The 24,549-nt window shown below is 40.5% G+C and carries 14 protein-coding genes; all 14 read right to left on the reverse strand.

Annotated features, from left to right (window positions below; genetic code table 11):
* Positions 1-198 precede the first annotated feature (198 nt).
* The gene (locus OCU35_RS17090) at positions 199-513 is read right to left on the reverse strand and encodes a hypothetical protein (RefSeq protein WP_261826033.1); all 315 of its coding nucleotides are present in this window, start codon (positions 511-513) and stop codon (positions 199-201) included.
* A gap of 219 nt (positions 514-732) precedes the next feature.
* Positions 733-1,617 carry a hypothetical protein gene (locus OCU35_RS17095; RefSeq protein ID WP_261826034.1) on the reverse strand — a complete coding sequence of 295 codons (885 nt, stop codon included), beginning with the start codon at positions 1,615-1,617 and terminating at the stop codon, positions 733-735.
* A gap of 445 nt (positions 1,618-2,062) precedes the next feature.
* On the reverse strand, positions 2,063-4,204 hold the full coding sequence (locus OCU35_RS17100) for a 3'-5' exonuclease (RefSeq protein ID WP_261826035.1): 2,142 nt from the start codon (positions 4,202-4,204) through the stop codon (positions 2,063-2,065).
* A 112-nt stretch (positions 4,205-4,316) separates the two neighbouring features.
* Positions 4,317-4,535 carry a hypothetical protein gene (locus OCU35_RS17105; RefSeq protein ID WP_261826036.1) on the reverse strand — a complete coding sequence of 73 codons (219 nt, stop codon included), beginning with the start codon at positions 4,533-4,535 and terminating at the stop codon, positions 4,317-4,319.
* 84 nt (positions 4,536-4,619) lie between these two features.
* Positions 4,620-5,138, reverse strand: coding sequence for a hypothetical protein (locus OCU35_RS17110; RefSeq protein WP_261826037.1), 519 nt, complete (start codon positions 5,136-5,138; stop codon positions 4,620-4,622).
* A gap of 21 nt (positions 5,139-5,159) precedes the next feature.
* Positions 5,160-7,238 (reverse strand): penicillin-binding protein 1C, encoded by a 2,079-nt coding sequence (gene pbpC / locus OCU35_RS17115; RefSeq protein WP_261826038.1) that lies wholly within the window; start codon positions 7,236-7,238, stop codon positions 5,160-5,162.
* Positions 7,239-7,291: 53 nt separating this feature from the next.
* Entirely contained in the window at positions 7,292-11,929 is a 4,638-nt protein-coding gene (locus tag OCU35_RS17120; protein WP_261826039.1) for an alpha-2-macroglobulin family protein, read from the reverse strand.
* 237 nt (positions 11,930-12,166) lie between these two features.
* Positions 12,167-13,429 carry a hypothetical protein gene (locus OCU35_RS17125; protein WP_261826040.1) on the reverse strand — a complete coding sequence of 421 codons (1,263 nt, stop codon included), beginning with the start codon at positions 13,427-13,429 and terminating at the stop codon, positions 12,167-12,169.
* A gap of 21 nt (positions 13,430-13,450) precedes the next feature.
* Positions 13,451-14,674: a hypothetical protein gene (locus tag OCU35_RS17130; RefSeq protein ID WP_261826041.1), complete on the reverse strand. Its 1,224-nt coding sequence runs from the start codon at positions 14,672-14,674 to the stop codon at positions 13,451-13,453.
* Complete coding sequence (gene dpdK, locus OCU35_RS17135) at positions 14,652-15,215, reverse strand: phospholipase D-like domain-containing protein DpdK (protein WP_261826042.1); 564 nt, start codon at positions 15,213-15,215, stop codon at positions 14,652-14,654. The genes OCU35_RS17130 and dpdK overlap by 23 nt, the downstream gene beginning before the upstream one ends.
* A complete protein-coding gene (gene dpdJ, locus OCU35_RS17140) occupies positions 15,212-19,639 on the reverse strand; it encodes a protein DpdJ (RefSeq protein WP_261826043.1) in 4,428 nt (1,475 codons plus the stop codon). The genes dpdK and dpdJ overlap by 4 nt, the downstream gene beginning before the upstream one ends.
* Positions 19,639-20,373 (reverse strand): protein DpdI, encoded by a 735-nt coding sequence (dpdI, locus tag OCU35_RS17145; protein WP_261826044.1) that lies wholly within the window; start codon positions 20,371-20,373, stop codon positions 19,639-19,641. The genes dpdJ and dpdI overlap by 1 nt, the downstream gene beginning before the upstream one ends.
* Entirely contained in the window at positions 20,363-23,554 is a 3,192-nt protein-coding gene (gene dpdH / locus OCU35_RS17150) for a protein DpdH (RefSeq protein ID WP_261826045.1), read from the reverse strand. The genes dpdI and dpdH overlap by 11 nt, the downstream gene beginning before the upstream one ends.
* Positions 23,551-24,549 carry a protein DpdG gene (gene dpdG / locus OCU35_RS17155; protein WP_261826046.1) on the reverse strand — a complete coding sequence of 333 codons (999 nt, stop codon included), beginning with the start codon at positions 24,547-24,549 and terminating at the stop codon, positions 23,551-23,553. Before dpdG ends, dpdH begins: the two co-directional genes overlap by 4 nt.

The following is a 24,549-nucleotide window of genomic DNA, read 5'->3' on the forward strand; positions in this document are numbered from 1 at the left end:
TTGCTTAGATAAGTCGGTTCCCTTTCAAACATTTTCGTCTACGGGGAAACCACGACGCGCATGACATGTGTATGTTATCAAACGTACCAAAATGAATATTTACCCATATACGCTAAGCATCAAAAATATTTCGACATTCGTGCCTGTATAAAAAAGGCAGAGAGGAGATATGCACTCTTTGAAAAACTTCGTTTTCACTCAGAAAGGTTGGTCTGGTTTAGGTTCAGTTTCACCGACAGAGGGGAAGTCTGATTGAGTATGATATGGTGTTACTAGTTCAATCTCACTGAACCACTCATTTGAATCCCAATTGTTAGTATTCTGACTAGTACGCAGCATTACTGGTTTATCAATCATGGTTTGAGCCTTTTCGTAGACTTCTAATGCACTCTCTTTATACTTATTAATACTCATCTTACGCGTATCACGAGAGTTGTTTTTGATCAAAACCATAGTTCCAGATTTTGTAACCGACTTTAATATTCCAAAGTTGTTCCACACAAAGTTATTCATTTACATACCTTATTAGTTAACTATAATACTGCATCTTGTTATGACCCCATTATTAATCACTAGTTCAATTAACTATTGAATAATATTAATTTGTAATCGAGTTTGAAAAGTTCCGGACTATCAAGTTTAGTAGTTGCCGTCCCCTCATGATATATTACAAGAAATTTTCACTTAAAAATCAATACTTTAAATAAATTTAAAAAACCTGTAACTACGATTTTAATCTCGTTGTTTATTCAATTTTATATCTGAGACCTGTTCACGTGAACTCAAAAACTGCTTCAGTTCTCGTGCAATTTCAATTGCCTCTGTATGTGTTGAACAAATATCCACTGAGATCACGTATTTTTTTATTCTATCACTTGCAATGCCATGGACAACTTCCTTTGATATTGCTTGTAATTCAGATTCAGATTCCTTCGCCCTTTCGAGTGCTTGCTGCTCAGAGAGTTTAACAATGCGATTCTCAACAGTCAGTTTTAATTCACCCAGGGGTAAAGACAAAAGATATGGGATATCTTGAAGTAGTACACTGTGCTGGTGATTTTGACTAGATATAATTTGATAGCTTTCCTTTGCTAATCGTTCCCGTGCGTCAATCTGTTCTTTCAACGTTCGAACTTTATTATCAAGAGCTTTCTCAACACCGGTTAGAGAATACTTTCCTTTTATTGCTGCTTCTAGGTTAACTACAGACGTAAATTGTTCCTGCTCCAAATATGAGAATGCTTCAGATTTTGATTTACAGTACTCTAGTATCTGTTTTTGAGCTTGTGTCACTAGAGAAGATTTTATTTCCTGTTTTTTCACTCTGACTTGTCGTTCCAAAACCAAACGAGTTTGCCGCGCTTTATCTGATATTTCATCAATCGCAAGAAAGAGCATTTGAATATCATTAGTTTTCTCCAGTGCCTTAACTTTACATTCTTTTAAAGTTTTTTCAGCCGATTTCAATGTTTTGACGTTCTCTGAAGCATTAACAAAGTCATTATCAGTCTCAAGATTTAAATTCGTAGATTCTATTTTTTCAAGTAAATTCAACTTCCAATAATCAAAGTTGTTTTTTTGAATCGATCCTGATATAGATATTTCTAACTTTTCCAAATTCTTTCCTCTAAGCAAAAAATGAATAATTACTGAGTAAAAATACACTTACTATTTTTAAAAAATTTTTTATACAAAGGTCATACAGGTCACCCTCATATTATAAAGAGTATTATTAATTACTATATGAATAAATGTCATTTTAAGTGGAATATTAGAAATTCCTCATTGAGATGCTTACATCTAGCATAACGTTGTAATTCGATTTATTATTAAGTAATTTATAATAATTACCCCAGCAAAGGTAGTTTACATTTGATACTGAAGGACAATGTCGAACCGATTCATTTCTATCTGGAATCCACTAATGCTTATAGGATGTTCCAAAGCACCTTCCATGGTTTTCTCGACTACTTTTTACATTGGGATTTCTTAGAGAGTCCCTCAATTAATTTCAATATTCTGCCCTTTCCCATACAATCAGTTGCTACAGGTTTCTACAAGATCAGTCAGCCTTTTCCCAATGCTTGGGGTTTAATTCCTGTAAAAGTTGGCTTGGATTATCCCTGTCAACAAACATCCAAAGCCCTCTAGATGCTCTTGAGAGTGCAACATAGAGTAGCCTTTTTGAGCGCTCTAACTCTTCAATTTTTTGTTGCTCATCTTGGCATTTATTCATCGCAACTAGCTGTGGGTAGCGGTCAGATGAAACAGATGTTACGAGCACAAATGGAAATTCAAGCCCCTTTGCAGCATACGCTGTCAAAATATTTACTGATGATTCCAATAAATTGAGTTTTGTATCACGACTAACATGATTGACAGTAACTCCAGCGGCATTAAGTGCATAACTTAAGGGGGGCATATGTCTTTTATCAGGAACAATGACGGCAATCTGACTCGGATTAATACTTTGTTCCTTGACCAATGAGATAATGGTTTTGGTGACGCGATGTTCCTGAGCATGTCTGTCTGTTTCTATCCATAAGGGCACCGGGCCTGAATAAACAGCATTTTCTATACCGTCATCCTCTTTCGCAGCATCACCAGCATTTAGTCTCAGTGGTAGTACAGCATCAGAGATCTGTTTCGTCATTCGATAAGAACTTCTCAATATATGACTATTACCGGAATGAAATTTTAGTTTTTCAGAGATACTGCTCCATGTAGGCGATTTTTGATAAATTGATTGTGCAGTATCTGCCGTAAATGTTAACCGTTCTGGGTATTTCACTAAGTGAGTCAACAACCTAATTGAAACAGGTGATAGATCTTGTAACTCATCAACAAACAAGTAGTCGTACGGTCTGACAGTCAACTGGTTGCGCGATAATGCTCTTTGAACTTTCAATCGTCGCATAGAAAAAGTTACTTTGTTTTCTTGTTTGTACACCTGTATCCAAAGAGTGAATATTGTATGTATACCTGTACGTTCTTTAGTTTGAAGTGGAACTTTACGACCCTTACGCTGAAAGGCCAGGTAGTCCTCTAAAGCCAATAGATCGTTACCCAATATTACCTGCTCAAATTCTTCGAGAATAAAACTACTCCCACGTTTACTTACAATTTGCTGAAGATAACTATATTCGTCCGATTTAGAGTCACGAGCTTTATTTAGTGCTTTAAAAATTAATGATGTGTCATCAGTTGATATCGAAGGTGATGTAGTCGACATTTGAGAACCTAGTTGGTACACAATGGAATCTAGGGTTTTAAACTCGACTTGAACGTTGCGGTTATTCTCACTGATTGCCAAGTAAAGACTTTGAGCGGATTGCGATAGTGACTTATTAAAGGTGACGAAACCAATCCGAAGGGGCATTGATGTTATTAGATCTTGTTGAGAATGCTCATCAACAATTCTTTTCATACGAGCCAAGTTAATCAATGTCTTTCCTGTTCCTGGTCCTCCTCTAATAAGTAGTGGACCAGAATCCAGATTGCGCTCAACTAATTTTTTCTGCTGAGGATCAAGTGCCAACAGGAAACTCTCTAGAGGTTGAGAATTAATCGATGACATTTCATCTCCCACGCTTAAGGAGTATACCTTGCCTACTTGATGTTCTACTGGTGAGGTCAGGTAGTCCTCGATTCGACTAATGAGCGATTTAGGAATTGCAGTGGTTTCTAACTCTTTAACGCTAGTCGAATCAAGTATGATCGAGTAATACTCATCGGGTATCGACAGAATATGTAAGTCTGCTAGATCAACAAAAATTTCTTCAATGAAAGCATCTTCAACATCGTTATCATCTGGTAACTCAAACAAGGCCTGTTGTACCGGCAATACCTTAGCTTCTTGCTCCACGACTTCTGGCTTATTATTCTCTGCCTCCAAAAGTTGCGCGAACTCTCCCACAGAAGTTGAACTAAGTTTCATCTTGCTATATACGTGCTTTCTTAAGCCAGCACTTTGCAGCAATATTGCCTTTGAAGAACCAATGACTCTAAAAATCACTCGTACATCGCCCTTTCTCCAGCGATAAGTTTTTGAGTGATTGCGTAAAGTTTTCAATGCACTATGAGATTGATTAGGCCCTTGCTTTAAGAAAGAAAGTTGTTTTAACCATTGAGTGTAACCTCCTTTATCAAGGGCCTTTACATCTCTACTGAACTGCTCAGTAAAGTTTATAGTCCAAGTGCTCATCAATAACTCCGCTAATTAAAAACAACTTTTATTTATGCACTAACCTTTATCATAGTCATATTGAGTTCTTTATAGACCACTGCGCCTATAACTCTCTGAGGCAGAGATTGTATCAATGGCGGCGAACCTTGTTGCACTTGGTTGATTGATCGCTAGGATTTTTTGCACAGTAAGTCACTATATCAATTTTGTCTGAGTTGTTATTAGGCTTTGCTTCACTGACTGAAATAGAAAGAGCAAAAAGTACGATTACTAGCGGGAACAACAAGAATATTAGCCGTAAGTTAAGCGCGTCAACATCCAAAGACTTCAAGCTAAATTGATGCATCATATGTATTTTCCCAAATTCGGTTCGATAAGCAGAAAATACCACATCTTCCACTTTAAGAATTATCAAAATACGCCATAGAAGCAATTACCTAACTAAACCTGGCACAGGTTCATAACGGCCACTCACGAAACTAGTCTCAGCACTATCCGTAACGTGATACAGCATAGGCTTGAACACACCCCACTCAATCAAGTTATTGAGCGCAGCCAATGAAAACGCCAACACCTCTCCAGTAACGCCACCAATCTGTTTAGGAAAGAACACTTCTGCATTTTTATCAGGGTAGATCCCCATCCGCACTACCCACTCTCCTTTGTCGTTGATATAGGTCGCATAGACATCATACATACCGGTATCTATCGTGGTGAACGCTGTAAGTGGTGTTCTGTGCAGGTATCTCTTGGCAGGGCCTTTGTGGTTCTGCACCTTCTCAACAAAACTTGGCTGGTTTAGTAGCTCTTCTCTGATGTCATTGTTGATGCTTTGAGTCAAATAATCCGTTGTAATGATCGAGTTAACTACCATCTTAAAGGGTAACCACGCCAAATATATTGAGGTACTAATCAGCAGAATTGCGGATATAAATACGGTCTTTTTAATCATGATGTAGTGCTGCCCATTATATTAATGCACCGTGATTTTTATCGCGTTGCAGCTGTTTCGGTTACAAGCCTTTATCTCATGCTGTCCTGATAAGGATTGAGCTTCGATGCTACTGGTACTAACTGCACCATCTAGATACCAGCGTACATCTTGGCTTGATGCTTTTAGGGTTAATAACTGCCCTTGATATGGATAGATATGGCTGCCATCTTGAGGTTGAATGATGTCTATGAAGCGATCGGATTGAGAGTGCTTTTGTTTCCATGACATAAGCTCCTGCGGCCATTTTTTAGATGATGACAAGCGCATATCTCTTCGTAGCGTTCTAGGCGTGACACCGTCTATGGTCCATGCAGTGCGTTTATCCAAGCAGTTTTCAGGAGCAACCATTTCTTTGGCCAATCCACTAGGCCAACAAATTTGAACTCGCTCTACCGATTCTGGTCTGCTGTTTTTCATCGTGTCTTTCGGCAATAGGTCAAACACATCAAACAGTATTGGCGCAGCCATTGTCGCGCCCGTTTGGCCTACGTAGGGCGAACCATCCGGTCTCCCCATCCACACGCCGACCGTATAGTCCTCACTTGTTCCTATCGCCCAAGCATCTCTGTAACCAAAACTTGTTCCTGTTTTCCAAGCTATCTTTCTTCCATATTTGGCTCTTGGACGGTCGGGCGCTCGCAAGTCTTGTAATATCGCCTTGGTGATCCATGCACTCTCAGCACTGATTATTCTCGCCTCTTCGATGGGTGAGTCGATGCTAAGGCGAGGTTTGATCGATACACCCTCGCGACATAAGGCTGTGTAGTACATAACTAACTCTCGGAGGGTTGAGCCTCCCCCACCGAGCACTACCGTTAAGTTCATATCCGCAAGTCTCAGTGAAGAAGACATCACCTGCATGCTATCTACAAATTCAGGCACTCCTATCTGACTAAGTAAGTAGACTGCAGACACGTTTTTAGAACGCTGCAATGCTTCACTAACCGATACTTCCCCTTGAAAACGTTTATCAAAGTTCTGAGGTTTGTAATCGCCAAATTCCATAGGGATATCTAGCAACAAGCTTTCGGAATGAATTAGGCCTTCATCTAGTGCTTTGGCGTACACGAAGGGCTTTAGCGTCGAACCAGGGGAGCGCACCGCTTTAGTCATGTCTACATGACCAAAGTTGCGCGCATTATCCATATCCAATGAGCCCTTATAAGCCAATACCTCACCGGACTTGTTCTCTACAACCATCACCGCCACCGACAATTCATCAGAAAGAGCGGTGAAGCGCTGAGCCACAATTGAATCTACATTCTGTTGCAGCTCTTTAACGATGAAGGTACCCACTGCAGATTGCCCTACGGTGTGAATTTTTAGCTCTCGAGCGAGCAAAGGTACTTTGCGTTTGATAGGCATTCGTCCAGCAACTACCGATTCATCTTTCAACAGTTCATACTCTTGCTTTGACACGCCCCCCTCATCAATAAGGCGTCTTAGTACTTTGTTTCTCGCTTGCATAGCCTGCTCAGGATACCGATCTGGTCGATACAAACTTGGCCTCTGAGGTATTACTGTCAGCAGTGCTGCTTCAGAGATATTAAGGGTGTGCGACGATTTTCCGAAATAACGCTGGCTTGCGGCTTCAACGCCTTCAATATTGCCGCCCATTGGTACGTGCGTCAGATAAAGGCTTAAGATCTCTTGCTTGCTGTACTGCTGCTCTAGTTGCAAGGCTCTAAATATTTGCACAAGCTTTCCACCATAAGAGCGCTCTATCGGATACAAAATCCGAGCAACTTGCATAGTAATTGTAGAACCACCCGAGACGATTTCTCCGTAACGAAGTCGCTGATAAGCCGCTCGCAATAACGCTTTAATATCCACACCATTGTGAGAATAAAAGCGACTATCCTCGTAGGCGAGTAATGAATCCAGATAGGTAGGGGACACATCGCCTACTTCCACCGGAATACGAAATGTTCCATTAGAATCCGCAAACTGCCTCAACGTCTCACCCTCAGCAGAGAGCACATTCATTGCTATGCCCTTGGTGTTTTTTGAGGGCAAAGGAAACTGCCAATTAAGTGCATACCAAGAAACAGTAGCCATAGCTACGATACATATCGTAGCTATGGTGATTACTTTTAACGCTCGCAGCCTCATTACTTGATACTCAAGCTACGTACAAACCCATGTTGATAAATGAATCGTTCTGGAGCATACATATCCTCTATAAACACGTTAGGAACATCAGATACTCCCGGTGTTTCAGCGCGCATGACATAGTAAAAGTCATAGGTGCGATGCGCTCTAAGGTCTAGAGCTGTCACATAGCGATCATTTCTAAACTCTTCCATTTCTGCCTCATCAGATTCAAATCCTAATGAATCTAATAATTCTTTCGAAGCGGTAAAGTTAGGATTTTCTAACACCATGCCAGCCGGTAGATAATCTACTAGCATTGCTCTATTGATATCTTCTTTAAGACGCACAGTGACTTTAGCTATCACTGTGTCGCCTACTTTGACCGAAGACATATTCAACGGTTTACCACTAATGTCGAAGAACTCTCTCGTTGCTTTATCAAACCGTACGGAACTCTTAAGCGTGCTTGGATTGGCATATCCTTCAATGGATTCCGTTACATAGATAATATCTTGCGATGAGTTATTAAATTTATCCCCTATTTCCATAGCAAGCGGTTTCGCCACACTCATTTCTTGTCCATTGTAAGAAACCAGTACTTCTTGCTTATTTAGAGCTTCCAACTCAAAGCCTGCTTTCGCTAGTGCGTACTTTTCTTGCGTACTAAAGTATCGTCTAGCATTGAGGTCACTAAATATTGCTTTAGCCGACTCAATACGAAGCTCAGCCAATTGTCCATTGATTGAACCTTGTGACTCCAAAGCACTTACAATCGAGACAATCTTTGCATGTGAAGAAAGACGACTGTCATAGTAGTAGTTGCGGCTATACAGGTCATTGCTAATGCCCACCGCATTAAAATATCGACTACTAGTACGCATATCGCCCAAGCTATAGAAAATTGCACCGGTGTAAGCATTAGTTAAGCTATTACTTGAGTTCAGTTTGGATAGATACGATTTGGCATCCGAGTAAGAAAGCAAACCCGCTTGAGACAATACATACCCTGCATAAGCCTTATCATCAGTAGTATAGTGACCATATATATAGTCACGCAGACGATTGAACGCTTTTTCCATCACTGACTTACTCACCATACCTGGATAAGCTTCATTCACTTCATATAAGAAACTTGCCACATAACTGGTAAGCCATGCCTCTTCACGTGAAGAACGTCCCCACAATCCAAAACCACCGTTTGAACCTTGGTAATCGGCTAAGCGTAGTACCGCTCTTTGCAGCATATCCTTGTCTGAACGCTCTCCTAGTACTTTGTCTTTAAGCGGTGTAAGAGATTTATCATCCAACAGCCACGGATAGGCAGTACTCGTCGTTTGTTCAACACATCCATATGGATAACGGAACAAGCCTTGCACGAATGCGGTAGGTTCAATCTCAGGTACGCGGCTAAATGATATTGAGCTGATGCCCTGCTCCATTGGTAAGACGCCATTCCACTGCGCTTGCGTCACATTGATAAAGTCCCCCGGAGCCAAGGTTCGAGTCGTCTTCTTCGTTACATAAGGAGAAGGAGAACGAACAGGCACGCGCCAGTTTCTTTCAACACTATAAACATCACTCTTCACATTCAAAGTGAGATCAGACATAGCAATAACGCTGCCCACATTCACCTTCACTGGAAAATGAGCTTTTTGTTGCGGAGCTAGCTCCACGACTTTGCTACTTAGACCTTGTAATGAAACTCCATTGTTGGCGGTTAACACTAACTCGACAGTTTGAACTTCATCTGTTTGATTCGATGCTTCAACCATCACCTGGCTTGAATTGTCTGTAGCAAAAAATCTCGGCACCGATAACTCAGCAACAATAGGGGCACTTACAGCAATATCTGCGACTTTCTGACCGAACTTATTCCCATCAAATACAGTCGCCACCAACTGCACTTCACCGTTGTAATCAGGGATGTCTAAGCGGATGTTCGCTTCACCTTTACTATTGACCTTGACGGGCGCAAGCACCGTATTGAATGTCTTACTTTCAACTAAATCGTCCATTGGTTTATTGCTGTTCGCGTCTTCATCGCCGCCATATCTATGGCGGATAAACGAAGATGGGCGCGATTCAAACTGTCTTGAATAGAGATCAATGATGTCTGCACCTAGGCGTTTGTGGCCATAGAACCAATCAAAGATGCTAGGCACTTCATAGCGAGACATATTGATAATGCCTTTATCTGCCACCGAAAGAACAACGTAAGCCTCATCAAGATCAGATTTACTAGAAACCTTTACTTTGATGTTCTTTGTCGTAAAAGGCTCTAGCTTCGATGGAGCGTCGATATCAACGGCTAGCTTTCTATGCTCGCGATACAATTTTACCGGTGCAACCGCAAGAGATCTGCGCACATAAGACTGATCGGTGTTTACCAAAGTCGCGATAATGTAAAGGTCGTGGCGTTCAAGGTTACTTGGTAGCTTAAGACGAGCAGTTTGCTTGCCGTTAACCTTTACTGTTTCATGTACATAGGTTTTATCACCCACCAATTCTAGGGACACTAATCCTTCAATAGGAGACGCTATATCTACATTGATGTAATCACCCGCAAGGTAGCTTTCTTTGTCTAGTTTCATTGACAGCTGATCGGGTTTTACTGGGACCTGTTCATCACCGTCACGCCAGCCTACATAGAATGGGTACACAGTTTCTTGACCGCTTGGAGCTGTAGCAATGATGCGATACTGACCCCATTCAACAGGGACCGTTAACTCATTATGTTTGGTATTAACGTCAATAGATTTAGACTCAACCACTCTCCACTTGTCATCACGTCGTAGGTCCCAGCCTGAGCTTTGGTTATATACCCAATAGTAGCCACCTCTGTTACGCTCAACTTTAATATTGATACTGCCTTGAAGCGCTTTTTCACCAAGATCATCAAACAGCATTAAACCAAAACGCGCATCTTCGAAATAACCAAATCGGTCAGCTGCTGGCTTTAAGCCAACAATAGACTTGCCATTGGAGACCAGAACTTTACTCACTCGTGTTGTTGTCGCACCACCAGTTTCAAACAACTGATTGTTTGTCGTTAGCAATGCAGGGCCGTCAAGCGCCGTTGAAGATACTGAATCTAATGTAAAGCGCCCTAACCCTTTCTCATCCAGTGCCATTTCTACTGAATCGGGAGCTTGTGCATATGAAATGTAATGCTTTTTGCCCACAAAGTAGTCCCTGTACTTGCCAGAGAAATGCTCAATGGAACGCAGTGTGGGATTGATCTTTAGCTTGTTGCCATCTGCTGCTTGCCCAAACAGGTAACGACCTTCTGCATTTCCTGCAATAGCGCTGCCAGCAAGAATAGACTTTGGCAAAGTGACCGTCAGATCCATTCGTTCTGGAACAAACTCTGACACATTAAAATTGAATGAGCCTAGGTTCTGTTTAGATGAGCGATTAGAGCGAACGTTTAAGCTCCACTTACCCAGTTTTGCTGAGCTTGGGATATCAAAATCGAGAGCAAAGAAGCCGGACAAAGATTCGTTCAAGGTGCGAGATATTGCGACCTTTCCATCTGGTGCGACTACCTCTACAAAAACACTCTTTGTTTTACTTAGCTCGCCCGATTCCTTTCGCACAACAATATTTACCGGCACATTTTCAGTTGGCTTAAATAGGTCTCGATTTGAAAATACAAATGCATTGAGGATCTTGTCTTGCTCACCCGCAACATCAAAGTCAGATAAATCCAATGGGACCTCTTTCATAGGAAGAACCGCTAATGCGTTGTTACTTTCAACAACGATGACATCTTCACTAGAGCGTTTGATGTATTCAAGTTGAGTAAAACCATTGTTAAGAGTCGCTGTTGAACGAATCCCTTCTTTGCTAATCACTGTGACTTTTGCATTGGAAACAAAGCGATTGCTCTTAAGGTCAATTGCTTGCAACGAGATCTGCTCACCAAATACCTTGGCTTGTAAGCCGATATCCGATAGCAGAACATGGAAGATACGAGGATCATCAAATGAATTCGTCGGCTTTATCGCGACGATGTACCAACCATTGACTAGATCATCGGGCAGTTTCAAATTGGATACTGTCGACTGATTGGCATCAGAAAGTGGCAACTTAAAACTCAAGTCCGTTTGGTGGGTAAAGTTTTTTCTTAAACGTTGAGCAGACCAGGTACTGAGTCTTTTAGAATAAAAGTAATCGGCGAACAGCTTAGGGGTATCTTCGACTTTATAGATTGACGCCAAGGCTCCTTCTGCATTCACACTCTCAATAGGGATCGCCCTATCTCCACTAGCGTTGATGAAAGGCCCCTGCCCCAAAACACGAACTGATGGCGAGGATTCATAGATAGGTATCAGCTGAATCTTGTCCAAGTCACCACGTTTCAACCCGGCTAAAGATACCGAATACTCCCCTATTTCATATTGCTCTATCGGCAAATACTGGAATGTCTTGTCAGCGGACAATACCCAAGATGTATTAAGACGCTTATCGTCTTTGACAACAGTAAGATCGAGAGGACGGTTAATTGCCCCCTCTAAACTCACTACGATACTGGTTTTGTTATTAATTTTCCCTTCAGAGACATGAGTCACTTGGGCTGCAAAACTATTGCTAGCAATAAACAATAGAAAAAATAAACTGATAAGTTGTGGGAATAACTTATAGTGCGCTTTCATTAAATATCCTTATATGAAATGTTGTATCCCATATTTATAGGTTAGCTAACACTTCCTTACTTAAAGTAAGGAGAGTGTCAGGAAAACGCAATAATTCCCAATGTTGTTATTGGCACTAATCTTAGGCTATGTAGGGAAATAAAATATTCATGGAATACTAACCATCCCCTTTAACAATTAATATCGAGGAGTGTCAAAGCAGAAAAACCAGAGGTAAGTTAATATTGTCAACCGTAACTAATTGTCAGTTATAATAATTTTCATTGAACTGGATATCCCATCCTCTAGATATAAGTACTCTGTTTCGTCATCAGATTCTTTTGAAACCTGCCTTAAATATAGATGCTCGACGGAAAGCAATTGAACAATTTTCTGTATGATTTTTTTATCTGTCAAATTATCAAAAATCAATATCGCTGTAGTAGAACTGTTACGTGTCCTCAGTTCTCCTACTGCTTTAAACTGACTGCCCATTTTATGTACTACTGGCATTAAGGTATCTGACTGTACATCATCTTGATTTGACTGTTCTTTCTTTAAACCACCCCATGACCATAAGTGTCGATTCGGATCTTCAAACTGAGTACTTTTATCTTCTATAGTCCCTAAGTATATCTGCAAAGCATTAAATAACTCTAAGGCTCTAAACCCACCTACTTCATGGTAATCTTCAAAAAATAAATCTTCGTTTTCACAGAGTTGTTCGAAATTTTTTATACCGTTAGAGAGCAACCAATATATTTCATCTGGTTCAATATTAATATCACCTATCATTACCGGTGATATTGAACTATCAGTAAACTCTTGTGCTTTGTTGCCAGCAAGTAATTTATTTCTTTTAAAGACTGATACATTGTCACGCTCTTGCTGCTCAACTTCTTCAATGACTTCGAGTATCTCTTTACGTGAAAGGTCAACATTCGTTCGAGATATCCTCAACACATCTTTAAAGTGCGCTTCGCCCTTAATATCGGTAAGTGCTCTCAATAGTTCTCTTTCAAGTCCTTCTGCATCACAATAGTAGTCAATCGCTGAGTTAACATTCAAAAATCGAATGCCTTCACTCTCAAAAAAGTAGGATTCATCTATCATATTTATAGGGATGCCATCATAAGTTAGTTTCCACCCCTTATAACTTATTCTTTGTTTGGCGAGCTCATACATACTCCACGCACTGTCACTAAAACCAATAAATGCCGAACCAGATAGATTTTCATTCTCTAGTTCCAACTTAGTCCAGTTAATCCCTATACCTAATACTTTTGCATATTTCTTTAACAACTCATGAGTGACTTTTAGTTTCAAATCAAAAATTGATGCTGACGAGACTTTAGCTACTAATTGTTTACATTCCTTGCATGATGGTATTTGTAGTGGGATGTGACCATTCGATTCAAAATCTATTCTTCTTGGGTACTTCAAAGGTTCATCACTTGGTTCTCCACAGAACCAACATTGATGTCGATTATTGAATGGTATATCTATTTTAAAATATTCCATAGGTCGCTACTCACCTACAATTTAATCTAAATATTGAGAGAAATGTGTCGAAGCAATCGACTCCAATTGAGACCACTGATGCCTCAGAGCGGCATTAGATTTAGTGCTCATTTTTAAATTGAATGGAGCATTTTCAAGCCACTCCATTAACTTCAATGCCTCAGAATCAAGGCAACTTTGCGAGTAATTGAGAACGCTTGATAATGTACTTTCGTTGTACTCTAAATTATCAACATCTAGTTTATCTTCAATCACGACACTTCTTGCACTGACGCTAATGTCTTGCCCTAATAGTGCGGAAATCCAACTTCCTTCGATATGCGCCTCTGAAATCTTACTCCAGTCTTTAACATTTTGAGAATGAGACAGTAATGCCCAGCATTTCCAGTCTTGCTCAGAGGTAAAGTCCGGTGATTTTAGGAGCAGTGGTAGAAGCTCAGTACTAAGATCTACTAAAGCAGGCCAATCAAATTCAAAAGTGTCTAACGCTTTCGCGTCATCACACGACTTAAGTATTACCGCTTTCATCACTGAAACAATCACTCCACTAGATACTACCTGAGCTGATATATTTCTAGAACGACTTAAATCTATGATTTCATTCCATTTTTCTTCTTTTTCTAAAATCATAAACTTTAGTGTGTCTTTGTTTCTCCTATCAAGATCTTCACTTTTTTGAATCAATTCAAAATTAGTTCTCATTGATTTATGATCATTTGATTCATATGCTTTGATAAAATCTTTGATAAGCACCCCTATTGGTGTCGAGGTGCGAAGATCAATATTGGGCGCCATATTAAATCGCGCAATCATTTCATCCAAAGCTTCTTGAATTTGATTCACTGCAGTAGGAATGAATCTGCGGTACTCATCACTATCAAAATCGGTCTGAGATTGATTCCAAATAACTACCTTAAGAAAGCCATGAGGCCAGTGATTAAGTAACCCACTTTCGAAGTCAAACTCTACGCTCTTACATGGTTTAGCATATTGGCAAAAAACTCTTGGTAGAGAACAGTTCAACCAGTCTTTAGTGTGCTCCGTTAACTCTTCAGAATCACACATGATATAAAAAGTGGGCGTGGACCCTTGGGGATAACCTAGGAAATACTTTATTCGGTTGCTTGTCTCTAACTGCTGTGATGCTAGTTCAACCTTCCCATTCCATTTGCTTTGCTTAGTTATCCTATTTTTTCCACTAAAAAATGAAGATATAATGCTGCTAGAATATCCAGTCATCATCATCCTCCTCAACTGATTCTGATTCAACTTCAGTAAAATAAAGGTCGTTGTAGGTATTTTTCTTCTCTGCTATCGCCGCTGCATTGGTGGTGTAAGTAATACCTTCATAATTAATTGAAGCCCCAAAATAAGTGAAGTTCATCGAACCTCGGATTAAAGCACATTCAGTCAATAGTCCTTTTTCATGAAGATCTTTGAGTTCCACAACGATAAATTGAGTCGGATAGTTTTTTAGTGCTTGCTCCAACTGATAAATTTTGTCCCGATTCTCCCTAATTGCTAGTTTTAATGTAGCCCCCGATTCAACGCAGTTTTGTAACAACTCAAAAAAACTCACGCTTCTGTGGCCCCAGGAGGGATTAACCGTATCAAAATTGCCGGTCGTATTATCTAAAACAGGGAAATCAGAGATCCAAGGACTCAATATGTAGATTTCTCCTGGATTAAGGCTCTCGGCAATTAGCAAAGAGCCAAGCAAGTCCTTGACGTGAGCTCGCCCTATTGCCTCTTTCGTTTCAATAGAACGCTCTATTTGGATTCTCATTGAAGAACATCCCTCACTTGAACAGTAACCTCTATCGCAGATAAACGTGATTTTACTTTAGTTATCCGCGGATAAAACAACATCTTGTTATATTCAAGCATACTCAAATTAAGTTCACTCATTACAGATTTGATGTCAGCTCTGTCTGAGCCATTAAAGACTAGAATACACTTACCGGATGACTTCAACTCTGCAGAAAGTTTTTCTCTCCAATCACCCTGCACCTGATAGTCAACCAAGACCTCCTTGGCTCTAATGATTTGGGATAACAAGAGTCGTTCCGTCTTGGTCTTGTCCGAACTGAACTGATTATAAAAACCTAATTCTTGCTCTCGAATACTGGCCCCGCGTTGCCATAACTGCGACTGAATTCGGTTTTTATCCCGATAGATATCAGTGAAACTACCACTATTGTTCCTTGCAGAAAGGTACGACATCATGTGCAAAGGTATTTCAATACCGATACGATCTTCACAGTTGTTCCACTCATTAAGAAGAACCACAAGTCGTTGATCAGTGATCGCACTTGCTCCTGTTTTTAAAATTCGGGAATAAAGCACACTATTCCAAGCATGAGTTGGCAAAATGCCCATCCGAGATATCTGTTGCTTCAGTAACTTCGTTGCCTGTGAACGAGATTGCAGACTAGTCGCTGAGCGAACATCTTCCAGTCCTGACTTCAACTCTTGGTTTTCACTCACTGAGATAAGAAAATGCTGTAGATCGAAGTTAACCTGTTCATATTCGCCTGTTTCGAAAGCATGACTGAGATAACCGAGAGTACGTAATGGATCCTCTTTGTACGCATCTCTAAATTTTGTGATATAGCCAATACCACCAATTTCATTTTCATTTAGCCATATATTTAGAGTATCTTCGTCCCATTGATGATCTAGGTTAAATGATTGTTCGGAAACATCAGAAATAAGGTTTAAGAACATAGCATTGAGACCACCACACAAAGTTTGACCAAGTAAATTTTTCGCCCACTCAAAATACGTTTCAGAAAGATGGTATTCAGGGTCTAGATCAAGCGCATTCCTAACCACCATCAGATTATTATCATCTTCAAAATAACTGGTTAGACTGCGATGGAGATCTTGCTCTTCATCGCCGGATTCTGTGCTTCTACGTTGGAACATTCCATTTACCACCTCGTTCAACAGTTGTTTGCCTTCCGAAGTGAAAAGGTGTTCAAACGATTCATGCAATGCTCGCTGCTGAAGTTGGCATACAGCAAATAAAGCAGACATTACACATTCAAATATCCACCCCGCGAGAAAATATTCGTGCTCGTATTCCTCTGCATTAACAAATATATGCTGAAGATACTGATAATAAAGAGCCTTTCGATTATTTTCATAGTTAAGCAAACTCAAGATCTTTTGTTTTGAAAAATCAAATCTGAACTTGACACTATCCACCCATAACTTAGTACCAATAGTCGCTTGAGAGTTGTTTTGCTGCCAAATGAAGTTCACGTTTGCCTGATCATTGCCGGAAGCAAATGGAATACTCGCTTTTGCTCCAGTACAAAACCTTACTAACTCTATCGGCTTTGAATGTTCATGAGTAAAGAAGTCGATAGACTTAAGTACCTCAAACCATTCGCTATTTTGCGGTATTCTAGTCAAGTTCGTTGATTGCGGCTCTCGAATCGAGAAGTCCCATTGTAAAACACTGCCACTTTTATTCGTCAGTTCCTTACTAAAAGAGCGTTGGGTTTTAACAAACCTTGGTTGGTAGACCGGAACTTGTTCGCCGTTAATTTCAACATGATCTTGCAGTACTTGTTTACTTATATCACCAAAAGCCTCTTCGATATCGAAGCCAATATCACCTCGCATACCTGCTGTTGGTTCAAACCCGATAGGAACCAACCAATCAGGTACGTTTCTGGCTTTTACTGTATATCGCTTTGACATGCGTCCTGGAGCAAACTCCTTTAGAGCTTGAAAGAATGCCATTTCTTCTCGTTTGAACTCTGCCTGTTTTTGCGTAGAACGATCCAGTATTATGGACAACCCTTGAGTATTTAGCTCTGAGAAAAGTTGCGCCGAAATGTACTTTGGCATTGGTCCAGAATTTGAGTCTCCCAAACCCAACCAATTATGGCCGCGAGCGCCCCAACTATACTTCAAGTTCTGCTCGAGTTCGGGTAAAAAAGACATCATAATTGAACGTGGGGGAGCCCACATAACCACACTTATCTGCTCATCATTGAGATCAAGAGTTGATTTTAGGTGACTTTTGAGTTGACTCAAGCGAGTCTGATTACGAAGTAGATCTGAAACTGCATGTTGTAATTTGAGGAGTTTAGACGAGTATTTTTGTGGATCTTTAAGCACTGTCCAGACGTTCAACCACCTCAGTTTATATGTTTTGACCAACCACTCAAGAGTTGCCAATGCGGCATGCATTTTGTGTATATGAGAATTTTCCGTCGGCAGTTTAGTTGTATTGACCTTTGGATCGATCAGTTGCTCATACTGCTGGAACGCTATTCGATCTCGCCCGAAATCAGACAAAATCGTATACATCCAAGGCCTCATTCCTCGACGACGACCTGCACGGCCTTTTCTTTGTAGATATGACGCGACATTACGTGGCGCTTTGTGCTGGATGACAGCCCCTACTGTCGGGTCATTGTAACCAACTTCCAGGGAAGCTGTCGCTACAACCACATTTGCTGATTGGTCAACACCACTATCCTGACTGGAGGTACGTTCCACAACGTTGGCTTGTTCAAGGTTGTGGCCAATGCTTTCCGCGGTTGACCAGTCTTGACCTAATTCTCGTTTTAGTGCTAAGTCTATATTCAGGTTGTTTGGAGAACGCAGATAAGCCAGCGGATGTTCATTTCGCGTACTTGGACGTAATATTCCAAAGTAGTCTTGCTTTCCTTCCGCGTCCAAATAATCGTTATAGAGACGATTGATTACATCAAGATCATCAGTGAATACAAAGGCTTTTTGACCGAAAACGTTCTGAGAGATATTCTTTTTTGGGCCTACATGAGTATCCAGCATACGACTTCCAAGCATGGTGGCCTGGATAGTTGCCGAGAGCAAACCTGTCTGAGATGCTGGATCACCACGGAGAGCAAGAAGATATTCTGCTCCCTCCTCTTCGAGTTCTCGTTCGAATGACTCGACCAATTCTGTGTATTGAGGCTTAGTTCCGGTCAGGTCTGCAAAGAAATTTTTGGCGTCAGCAAGTGTTGCGGATAAACCAACGAAATGTGGTTTGATGCCACTAAACTTCATCCATCGCTTTAATAGATATGAGGTTTGTGCACCAGTGCTACCCTCATAGGTATGGACCTCATCCAGAAGCACTAGTGGGATTGCGGTATTGCCCGTATTTACCCCGAAAAGATGATTAAATCCCTCATCACTGATACGTTGGTTCAACATCTCTGTCGTCGTAAACAAGATATCAGGCGGGGTGCGCTTAGCACTTTCTCGAGTTGTCAAAACTTCTTGTGGTGAAAGGGTAGTTTTGCAGTTCGCGCAGACTGTTTGTTTCGAAGTAGCATTAAATTTCAGAGCGCCACCGCAACCCTCTTCAGGGCACACCATAGGTTCGAAAATACTTCCGTCCTTGGCATATCCTTCAGAAAAGGTATCGCCGTAGAATGTACCTATGGTGATTTTTCTTTTACTTTGCGAACCCAAAAACTTATCGAGCTTGCGAGCCTCTTGATAAGTTTCAGAAAACTGATCCTTAAGAAGTTCTTTACGCGGGTATATCGCTAGAATTCGTACTCTCTCGCTGTCATCCTCGAGAAGGTCTGCAGCAAGCTTTGTCATCGCAGGTAAATAGAAAGAAAGAGTTTTACCACTACCCGTACCAGCACAGACTATCGTAGCACTCGCATTAAAGGCTGCTTTTTTCCTATGCTGCTCATATTGTTTCAGAATGCGCTCCGTAGAGCGCACCTGAAAACCCGATAGTTGGAACCAGTCATCTCCGTTTCGAAGTAGTTCACTCAAAATAGTTTTTTCACTTGGAGAACGGAATAGTTTATTTTCCCCCCACCTAGTTACTAAATCTTGAGCTGGATTGTCTCGCTTCGGGTATTGCCTAGGCCTCTTCAAAAAACGAAAGTCAGATATTAACGGTTTGGCATCTTCCACCCCTTGCTTGGAAAACCATTGACGAGACAACACTTGCAAACGAACAGTCTCGGCCATTCGAGTACGATAGCAACTATTTCCAATATCAAAGATATAACGACGTTCAACTAAGGCATTGAAATAATCAACAATATCATAGTCAAAAATTCCGGCTTCCCTTAGAGTGTCTTCGATCTCACTTCGACTAGAGAATACTTCAACATCACCCCAAACCAATAATTCTGATTCTTTGTTTTCGATCTTATCTAAAGCTGCAATTAACTTTTCTTTATCGATTGTCATCATTATTTTTGCTTAACCACTAAAGTCTCAAGTTTGTCGTTTTCTGAGAGCCAATTAAGAACTTCAGGCGTCAGCAAAGACAATGGAGCATCAACACCCGTTGTGTTCAACTTATCGAAAAACCTCTTAACAGACTCTGGCAATGCTTCTGTATTCATCTGAGATTTAAAGTCCGCACAATCCCTAGCGAAATTTTTAATTCTTAAAAGTTGCCCTTGGTCAAAGTTGAAGTTTTCCAACTGACGGTCAAACTCTCTCTTCGCTTTTACATATTTATCGTAAAGAGCAATATTTCGATGTACAGTCTTTTGCTGATCCAGAATGACATCATTTACATTAGCTAAGTCATTTTGCTCATCTATCCATTCTTGCCAAATATTCTGATGATTTTCAGCGAATAAGTTAGCCGTGCTACTAATTGCTTGAGTCATTTCATAAAGAGAGTTTTCTTCATCATTCAAGCTTTTGTCTTCAATGGTTTCCCACAAGTTCTTGAACGCAAGATACCGTTCTCTAGCAATCTCTAGCGCAACATCTCCGTCCTCACAATATAGATCTACTGTATCAATCAATTTCAGACATTGTAGTTTTTTAGCCTCTTCCTCGATTCTACCGATTGGATTAGCGATACGTGTTGAGATAGTCTTGAGTGCATTCATCTGGTCTTCCATGTTTGCACTGTTGTGGTAGTAATCGATTTGCTTGTTCAAATCTACTATTTGGCTTTTAAGACTCATGTGCTGCCCCCAATTTCTGTATAGATTCTTCTACGCTCAAGAGACGATTATTTATAACTTTTTTATAGGTCTCTATTTGGTTAACCCCATTCTTATCATTAAATTCTCTGATATTTTTATTTACCTTTGGAGATATTTCTTTCCAGTCATTGAGCACTTTGACCCAAAGCTCCAATTCATCTCCGCTGATTTTATTCAGTAACTTAATAGGATCGTCTTGGGTTTGGTTCAAAGCGATTACAGACTTGGGAGTATGCGAAGTGACTATTTCACTCAACTGTTTTATTCTTGAACGAACTGTATTTATGCTCACGTCATAATCCGGCCTCATCTCTGCTGGGATATTTTTATAAGTGTTGGTCAATAACTCCAACAGTTCCAGCAGTTCTTCTTTTGTCTCTGAACCTTCCAAATATTCTTTTAATGAAGCACTAGTATTCTTCACCTCGCGAATTACCGGCTCTAATTCCCTCGTAGATCTAACCACTTTATCTCTTTTTCGGAACGCGCTAGAGAAAGTAATTGGGTGCACGGCGTTGTTTGTACCGATTAGCATGGTTTTTAACCATCTAGTTCGCAACTCATCCCAGTCTAAAAGCCACTTGTCGAACACTGCTTTATGTTGTGGATTGATTGCTGAAGGCAGTTCACTTTTAATCTGAGTTGACGTTTTAACCAATTGATTTAGTGATTTGTCGATACCTGATACATCGAAACCCATGCTAACTGCCAATGCGACATGCTCACTCAATGGATTATGGGCCGTTTGCTTCGCCAGTTCCACGCATCTTGCCATAGCAATTGGTACCCATTTCTGAGCAAATTGCATATACAATGCGTAGTCCTCTAGTCCTTGTGCGTATGACCAACCAACCCTAACTATATTTTTATCGTTTTTATCTATCTTATTTAAGGTTGCAAACCGCAAGATCGCTGTCATCTGCTTTTTTAGAACCAAAGAATCCATAGTATTTGATAATTCTTTGTCAGCAAATGCTTTAACTTTGCACCGTTCAGGATTCGTGCGTGAGCCTGGTAGTTCAATCAATGTCAGTTTATTTTGTTTTAGAGTTGCTTGAATTAAGCTTTCTTTACCTTTGCCCCAAACATTATTTGAATTTAACGGATATTCAGTAAACCCCTTTTGTTGTTCAAGCATCTGATAAAGTGCCAATCTCAAAATATTACTTGGTATTTGCCCCAGTACCGACTCTCCGGAAAACCATTTATTCACCCATGTAACTACTTCTTCAGAAGGTGAGTTAGGATCATCAGGTTTTCCTTTTGGAACTGAAGGTGGTTGTGGGTTCGGCCCACCAGGTGGATTAGGGGTAGGCCTAACAGGACCATCCGCGACAATCACTCGCCCAGTCGCTTTCAAAGAGATCTCTTTGGGTAACAATGAAGTTTCTAAACCAAAGGCTAGAGCCTGTCTCTTAGATACTTGCTTGAAACAATCTGCACTAGTCTCAGCATCAGAATACAGAGACATGAAACCAATTAGGCGTCGTGCCTTCTTTTGATCGTCAATTTTGTGGGCAATTAGCAACGCGGTATCATCATTACGGAATTCACTCAGTTGTCCTTCAAACCAATCACTAGGGTAAGCGTTTTTAGAATAACTTACTCGGTGATCACGAAGAATCGCTAATAATACTTCCTGAATAACAACGCGAGGGTTAAATCGAGTGTGATTGCCGCTGAAAACGTGTTTTTGTGTCAGTTTTGCTATCGCCTGCTTGTTATATGGGAATAGTGGGATTCCAGTTTTTCCAGAACTGCCTGACGAACTTGATACATTTGAATAACCAAAATCATCTAACGTCTCCTGTTCCCATTCTTCAAGCTCAATATTCCATGTTGACAATCCAGTCTCGGTATCCTTAACATCAATTAATGTCTCAATATCCTGAATACCGTGACGAGCGGCATTGATATAACGGGCACAAAAATCAACAACGTCCTCCGTCGAAAACTTGAGCTCAGGGAAGTTATCAACATAGGCATCAGTTGGAAGATGCCACTCAAGACTAGTACGTGTCCAAATTGTGTTTCTGTGGCTTTGATAACTATTAAGGTCGTCTGTAGTGGCAATTACAGATTTCATAGGACAAAGTACCTGAACCCCGTCGTCTTTATCCTGCTCTAGAAGACTTTCTATCAGTACATCATCAATAGATGAAATCGCTGCTAAATCTTCAACTAGAACCACTAGAGTTCTATTTTGTTTTAATAGGTATTTTCGAATCTCTTTAAACAAATCTTGAAAGTTACCAGTGCTAAACTGAAAGAGACGATTGAACATTAACTTACAAGCCCGCTCAATGGCTTTGTTAGTCATATCTGCAGCCATTTGGCGTTTTGCCGCATCGGATTCTAATTGGAGATTTGCGTAAGCTCTTCGCGCTCTTGCCCCCAACTGAGTAGAAATTTCTTCTCCACTGGCAAACTTAAAGTCTTCAGCAACAACTTGAAAATTATCTTCTAAAAGCTCTGCATAACTTCTGATTTCAATCAATCGTGAAACTCGACTCCTCACAGCTGAATCTTTACCAGAAAAGCTTGCTTTTATATGGGGATCATCAAAAAAATGCTGAAGCTCACCAGCAAATGACATTTCTGCCATAAACTCATCCGCTTTATCTTTCGTCATCTTCCCTTCAGATTGAAGCGCTTGATGCTGTTTTTGCAACCTAGTAGGTACTTCTCGAAAAGCCTCTACGACATGCGCGAACATTAGATTTGTAGTGGTTTCATGATCTAATGAATTGGCAACTTTCCCAATTTGCTCACGCGCATTGTCAAAGATGTCACCTTCTAAACCACGAAGTATTATTTCTAGAACTTGGGACAAACTTGCGTTCTTTGGTATTCGAATGATATGCCATTGCTCTTTCTTTGCTTTTGGGTGGTGGTTAGCCACAGCATGTAACCAACGAATCAAGTGAGACTTACCGCTACCTGACTCCCCAATAAGGGGGATTATATTGTGGTTCGATAACAAATGACCTAACAAATCCTGCTGACTTTTTACAACTGGCTCATTTGTACTGTAGGGAATCGCTACTAATTTCATTGGGTGGTGTACTGAAAGAAGCAATTTGTCACTCAATCGCTCTGCTTCACTCAGGATGCAATTTTCAATATTTTCGAGACTAGGCCAGTATGCTTGTATGCTCATTTGTGCTGTACCTTGTTAAATCTAATGTGAGTCACTTCCGTGATTGTTGTCTTAGGTAATGTCAGCTCAAAACGCCTGCTACTATCCGAACGCGCTTCCAAACGAAGAACGTTCATAGACTCCAAACGAAAAAGAGCGAGGCTCATTGACGAAGATAGGCGAACGTTCCCACTGCGTGATACTAGTTCAGGTCTCTTGGTGTTGAGGTACTGTGGAAGTTCAACTTGATATGCTCCGGTATCGAAGATGGGCAAAATACTGTTTAATTCATCAAGAAGTTCTTGAAGAGACATTTCAGTTGTGGATTCAAAAATATTGCTCAAGTGCCACTGTATAAACCTTGTAGGATCAGGCACAACAGTTTCATTGCCAATAGCTTCCAATAAACCCAGCAGACAACCAAAGTTAATAACTCCAAGACCTTCGTTACTTTTGTTGTATGTAATTTTAGCGGCATCCGGAATGACACTACTAACCATCAACTCATACGCTTCAAGAACAGTAAATGGCGTATTCTTTCCAAAAGTTAGATCTTCTTGATATAGGAAAAAACACATAGACAACACAAACAACGAAAAATCTTTAGATAAGGCATCATCTTTAAAGTAATCATTCAATGGAATAATCAACTCACCATCTTTAATGTATTGTTCAGAGATAATATCTATAATTCTTTTAGGTAGATTTGATGAGTTGCATAGAGGGTTAACTGCGGAATATGTCTTTTCTTTCTCAGAAACAGAGACCTCCCATAAACCGTATTTCCCCCAGAAAGACAGAGATTCCCGCATTTTCTTCTGAGCATTTTGATTGAGATTAAACTCACCTTCAGAATCCTCTTTCAAATAAAGAGCCTCTGGCATTGCAGAGCCCAATAATTTTGATTCAGGTATTGTTGCTTCACTGTTTTTTGACTTTATGTTGTTCAGTAGTTCATCGATTAGTTGCAGTGTAGGTATATGACTGCCTGGGTGTGCGTTGTTAATAATTGCCAT

Source organism: Vibrio breoganii (assembly GCF_024346795.1).
Classification (GTDB): Bacteria; Pseudomonadota; Gammaproteobacteria; order Enterobacterales; family Vibrionaceae; genus Vibrio; species Vibrio breoganii.

Excerpts from the sequence above, each read along its gene's own strand:
- OCU35_RS17090 (WP_261826033.1), bottom strand. The coding sequence starts at position 513 with ATGAATAACTTTGTGTGGAACAACTTTGGAATATTAAAGTCGGTTACA.
- OCU35_RS17100 (WP_261826035.1), bottom strand. The coding sequence starts at position 4,204 with ATGAGCACTTGGACTATAAACTTTACTGAGCAGTTCAGTAGAGATGTA.
- OCU35_RS17105 (WP_261826036.1), bottom strand. The coding sequence starts at position 4,535 with ATGATGCATCAATTTAGCTTGAAGTCTTTGGATGTTGACGCGCTTAAC.
- OCU35_RS17110 (WP_261826037.1), bottom strand. The coding sequence starts at position 5,138 with ATGATTAAAAAGACCGTATTTATATCCGCAATTCTGCTGATTAGTACC.
- pbpC (WP_261826038.1), bottom strand. The coding sequence starts at position 7,238 with ATGGCTACTGTTTCTTGGTATGCACTTAATTGGCAGTTTCCTTTGCCC.
- OCU35_RS17120 (WP_261826039.1), bottom strand. The coding sequence starts at position 11,929 with ATGAAAGCGCACTATAAGTTATTCCCACAACTTATCAGTTTATTTTTT.
- OCU35_RS17125 (WP_261826040.1), bottom strand. The coding sequence starts at position 13,429 with ATGGAATATTTTAAAATAGATATACCATTCAATAATCGACATCAATGT.
- OCU35_RS17130 (WP_261826041.1), bottom strand. The coding sequence starts at position 14,674 with ATGATGATGACTGGATATTCTAGCAGCATTATATCTTCATTTTTTAGT.
- dpdK (WP_261826042.1), bottom strand. The coding sequence starts at position 15,215 with ATGAGAATCCAAATAGAGCGTTCTATTGAAACGAAAGAGGCAATAGGG.
- dpdJ (WP_261826043.1), bottom strand. The coding sequence starts at position 19,639 with ATGATGACAATCGATAAAGAAAAGTTAATTGCAGCTTTAGATAAGATC.
- dpdI (WP_261826044.1), bottom strand. The coding sequence starts at position 20,373 with ATGAGTCTTAAAAGCCAAATAGTAGATTTGAACAAGCAAATCGATTAC.
- dpdH (WP_261826045.1), bottom strand. The coding sequence starts at position 23,554 with ATGAGCATACAAGCATACTGGCCTAGTCTCGAAAATATTGAAAATTGC.
- dpdG (WP_261826046.1), bottom strand. The coding sequence starts at position 24,549 with ATGGCAATTATTAACAACGCACACCCAGGCAGTCATATACCTACACTG.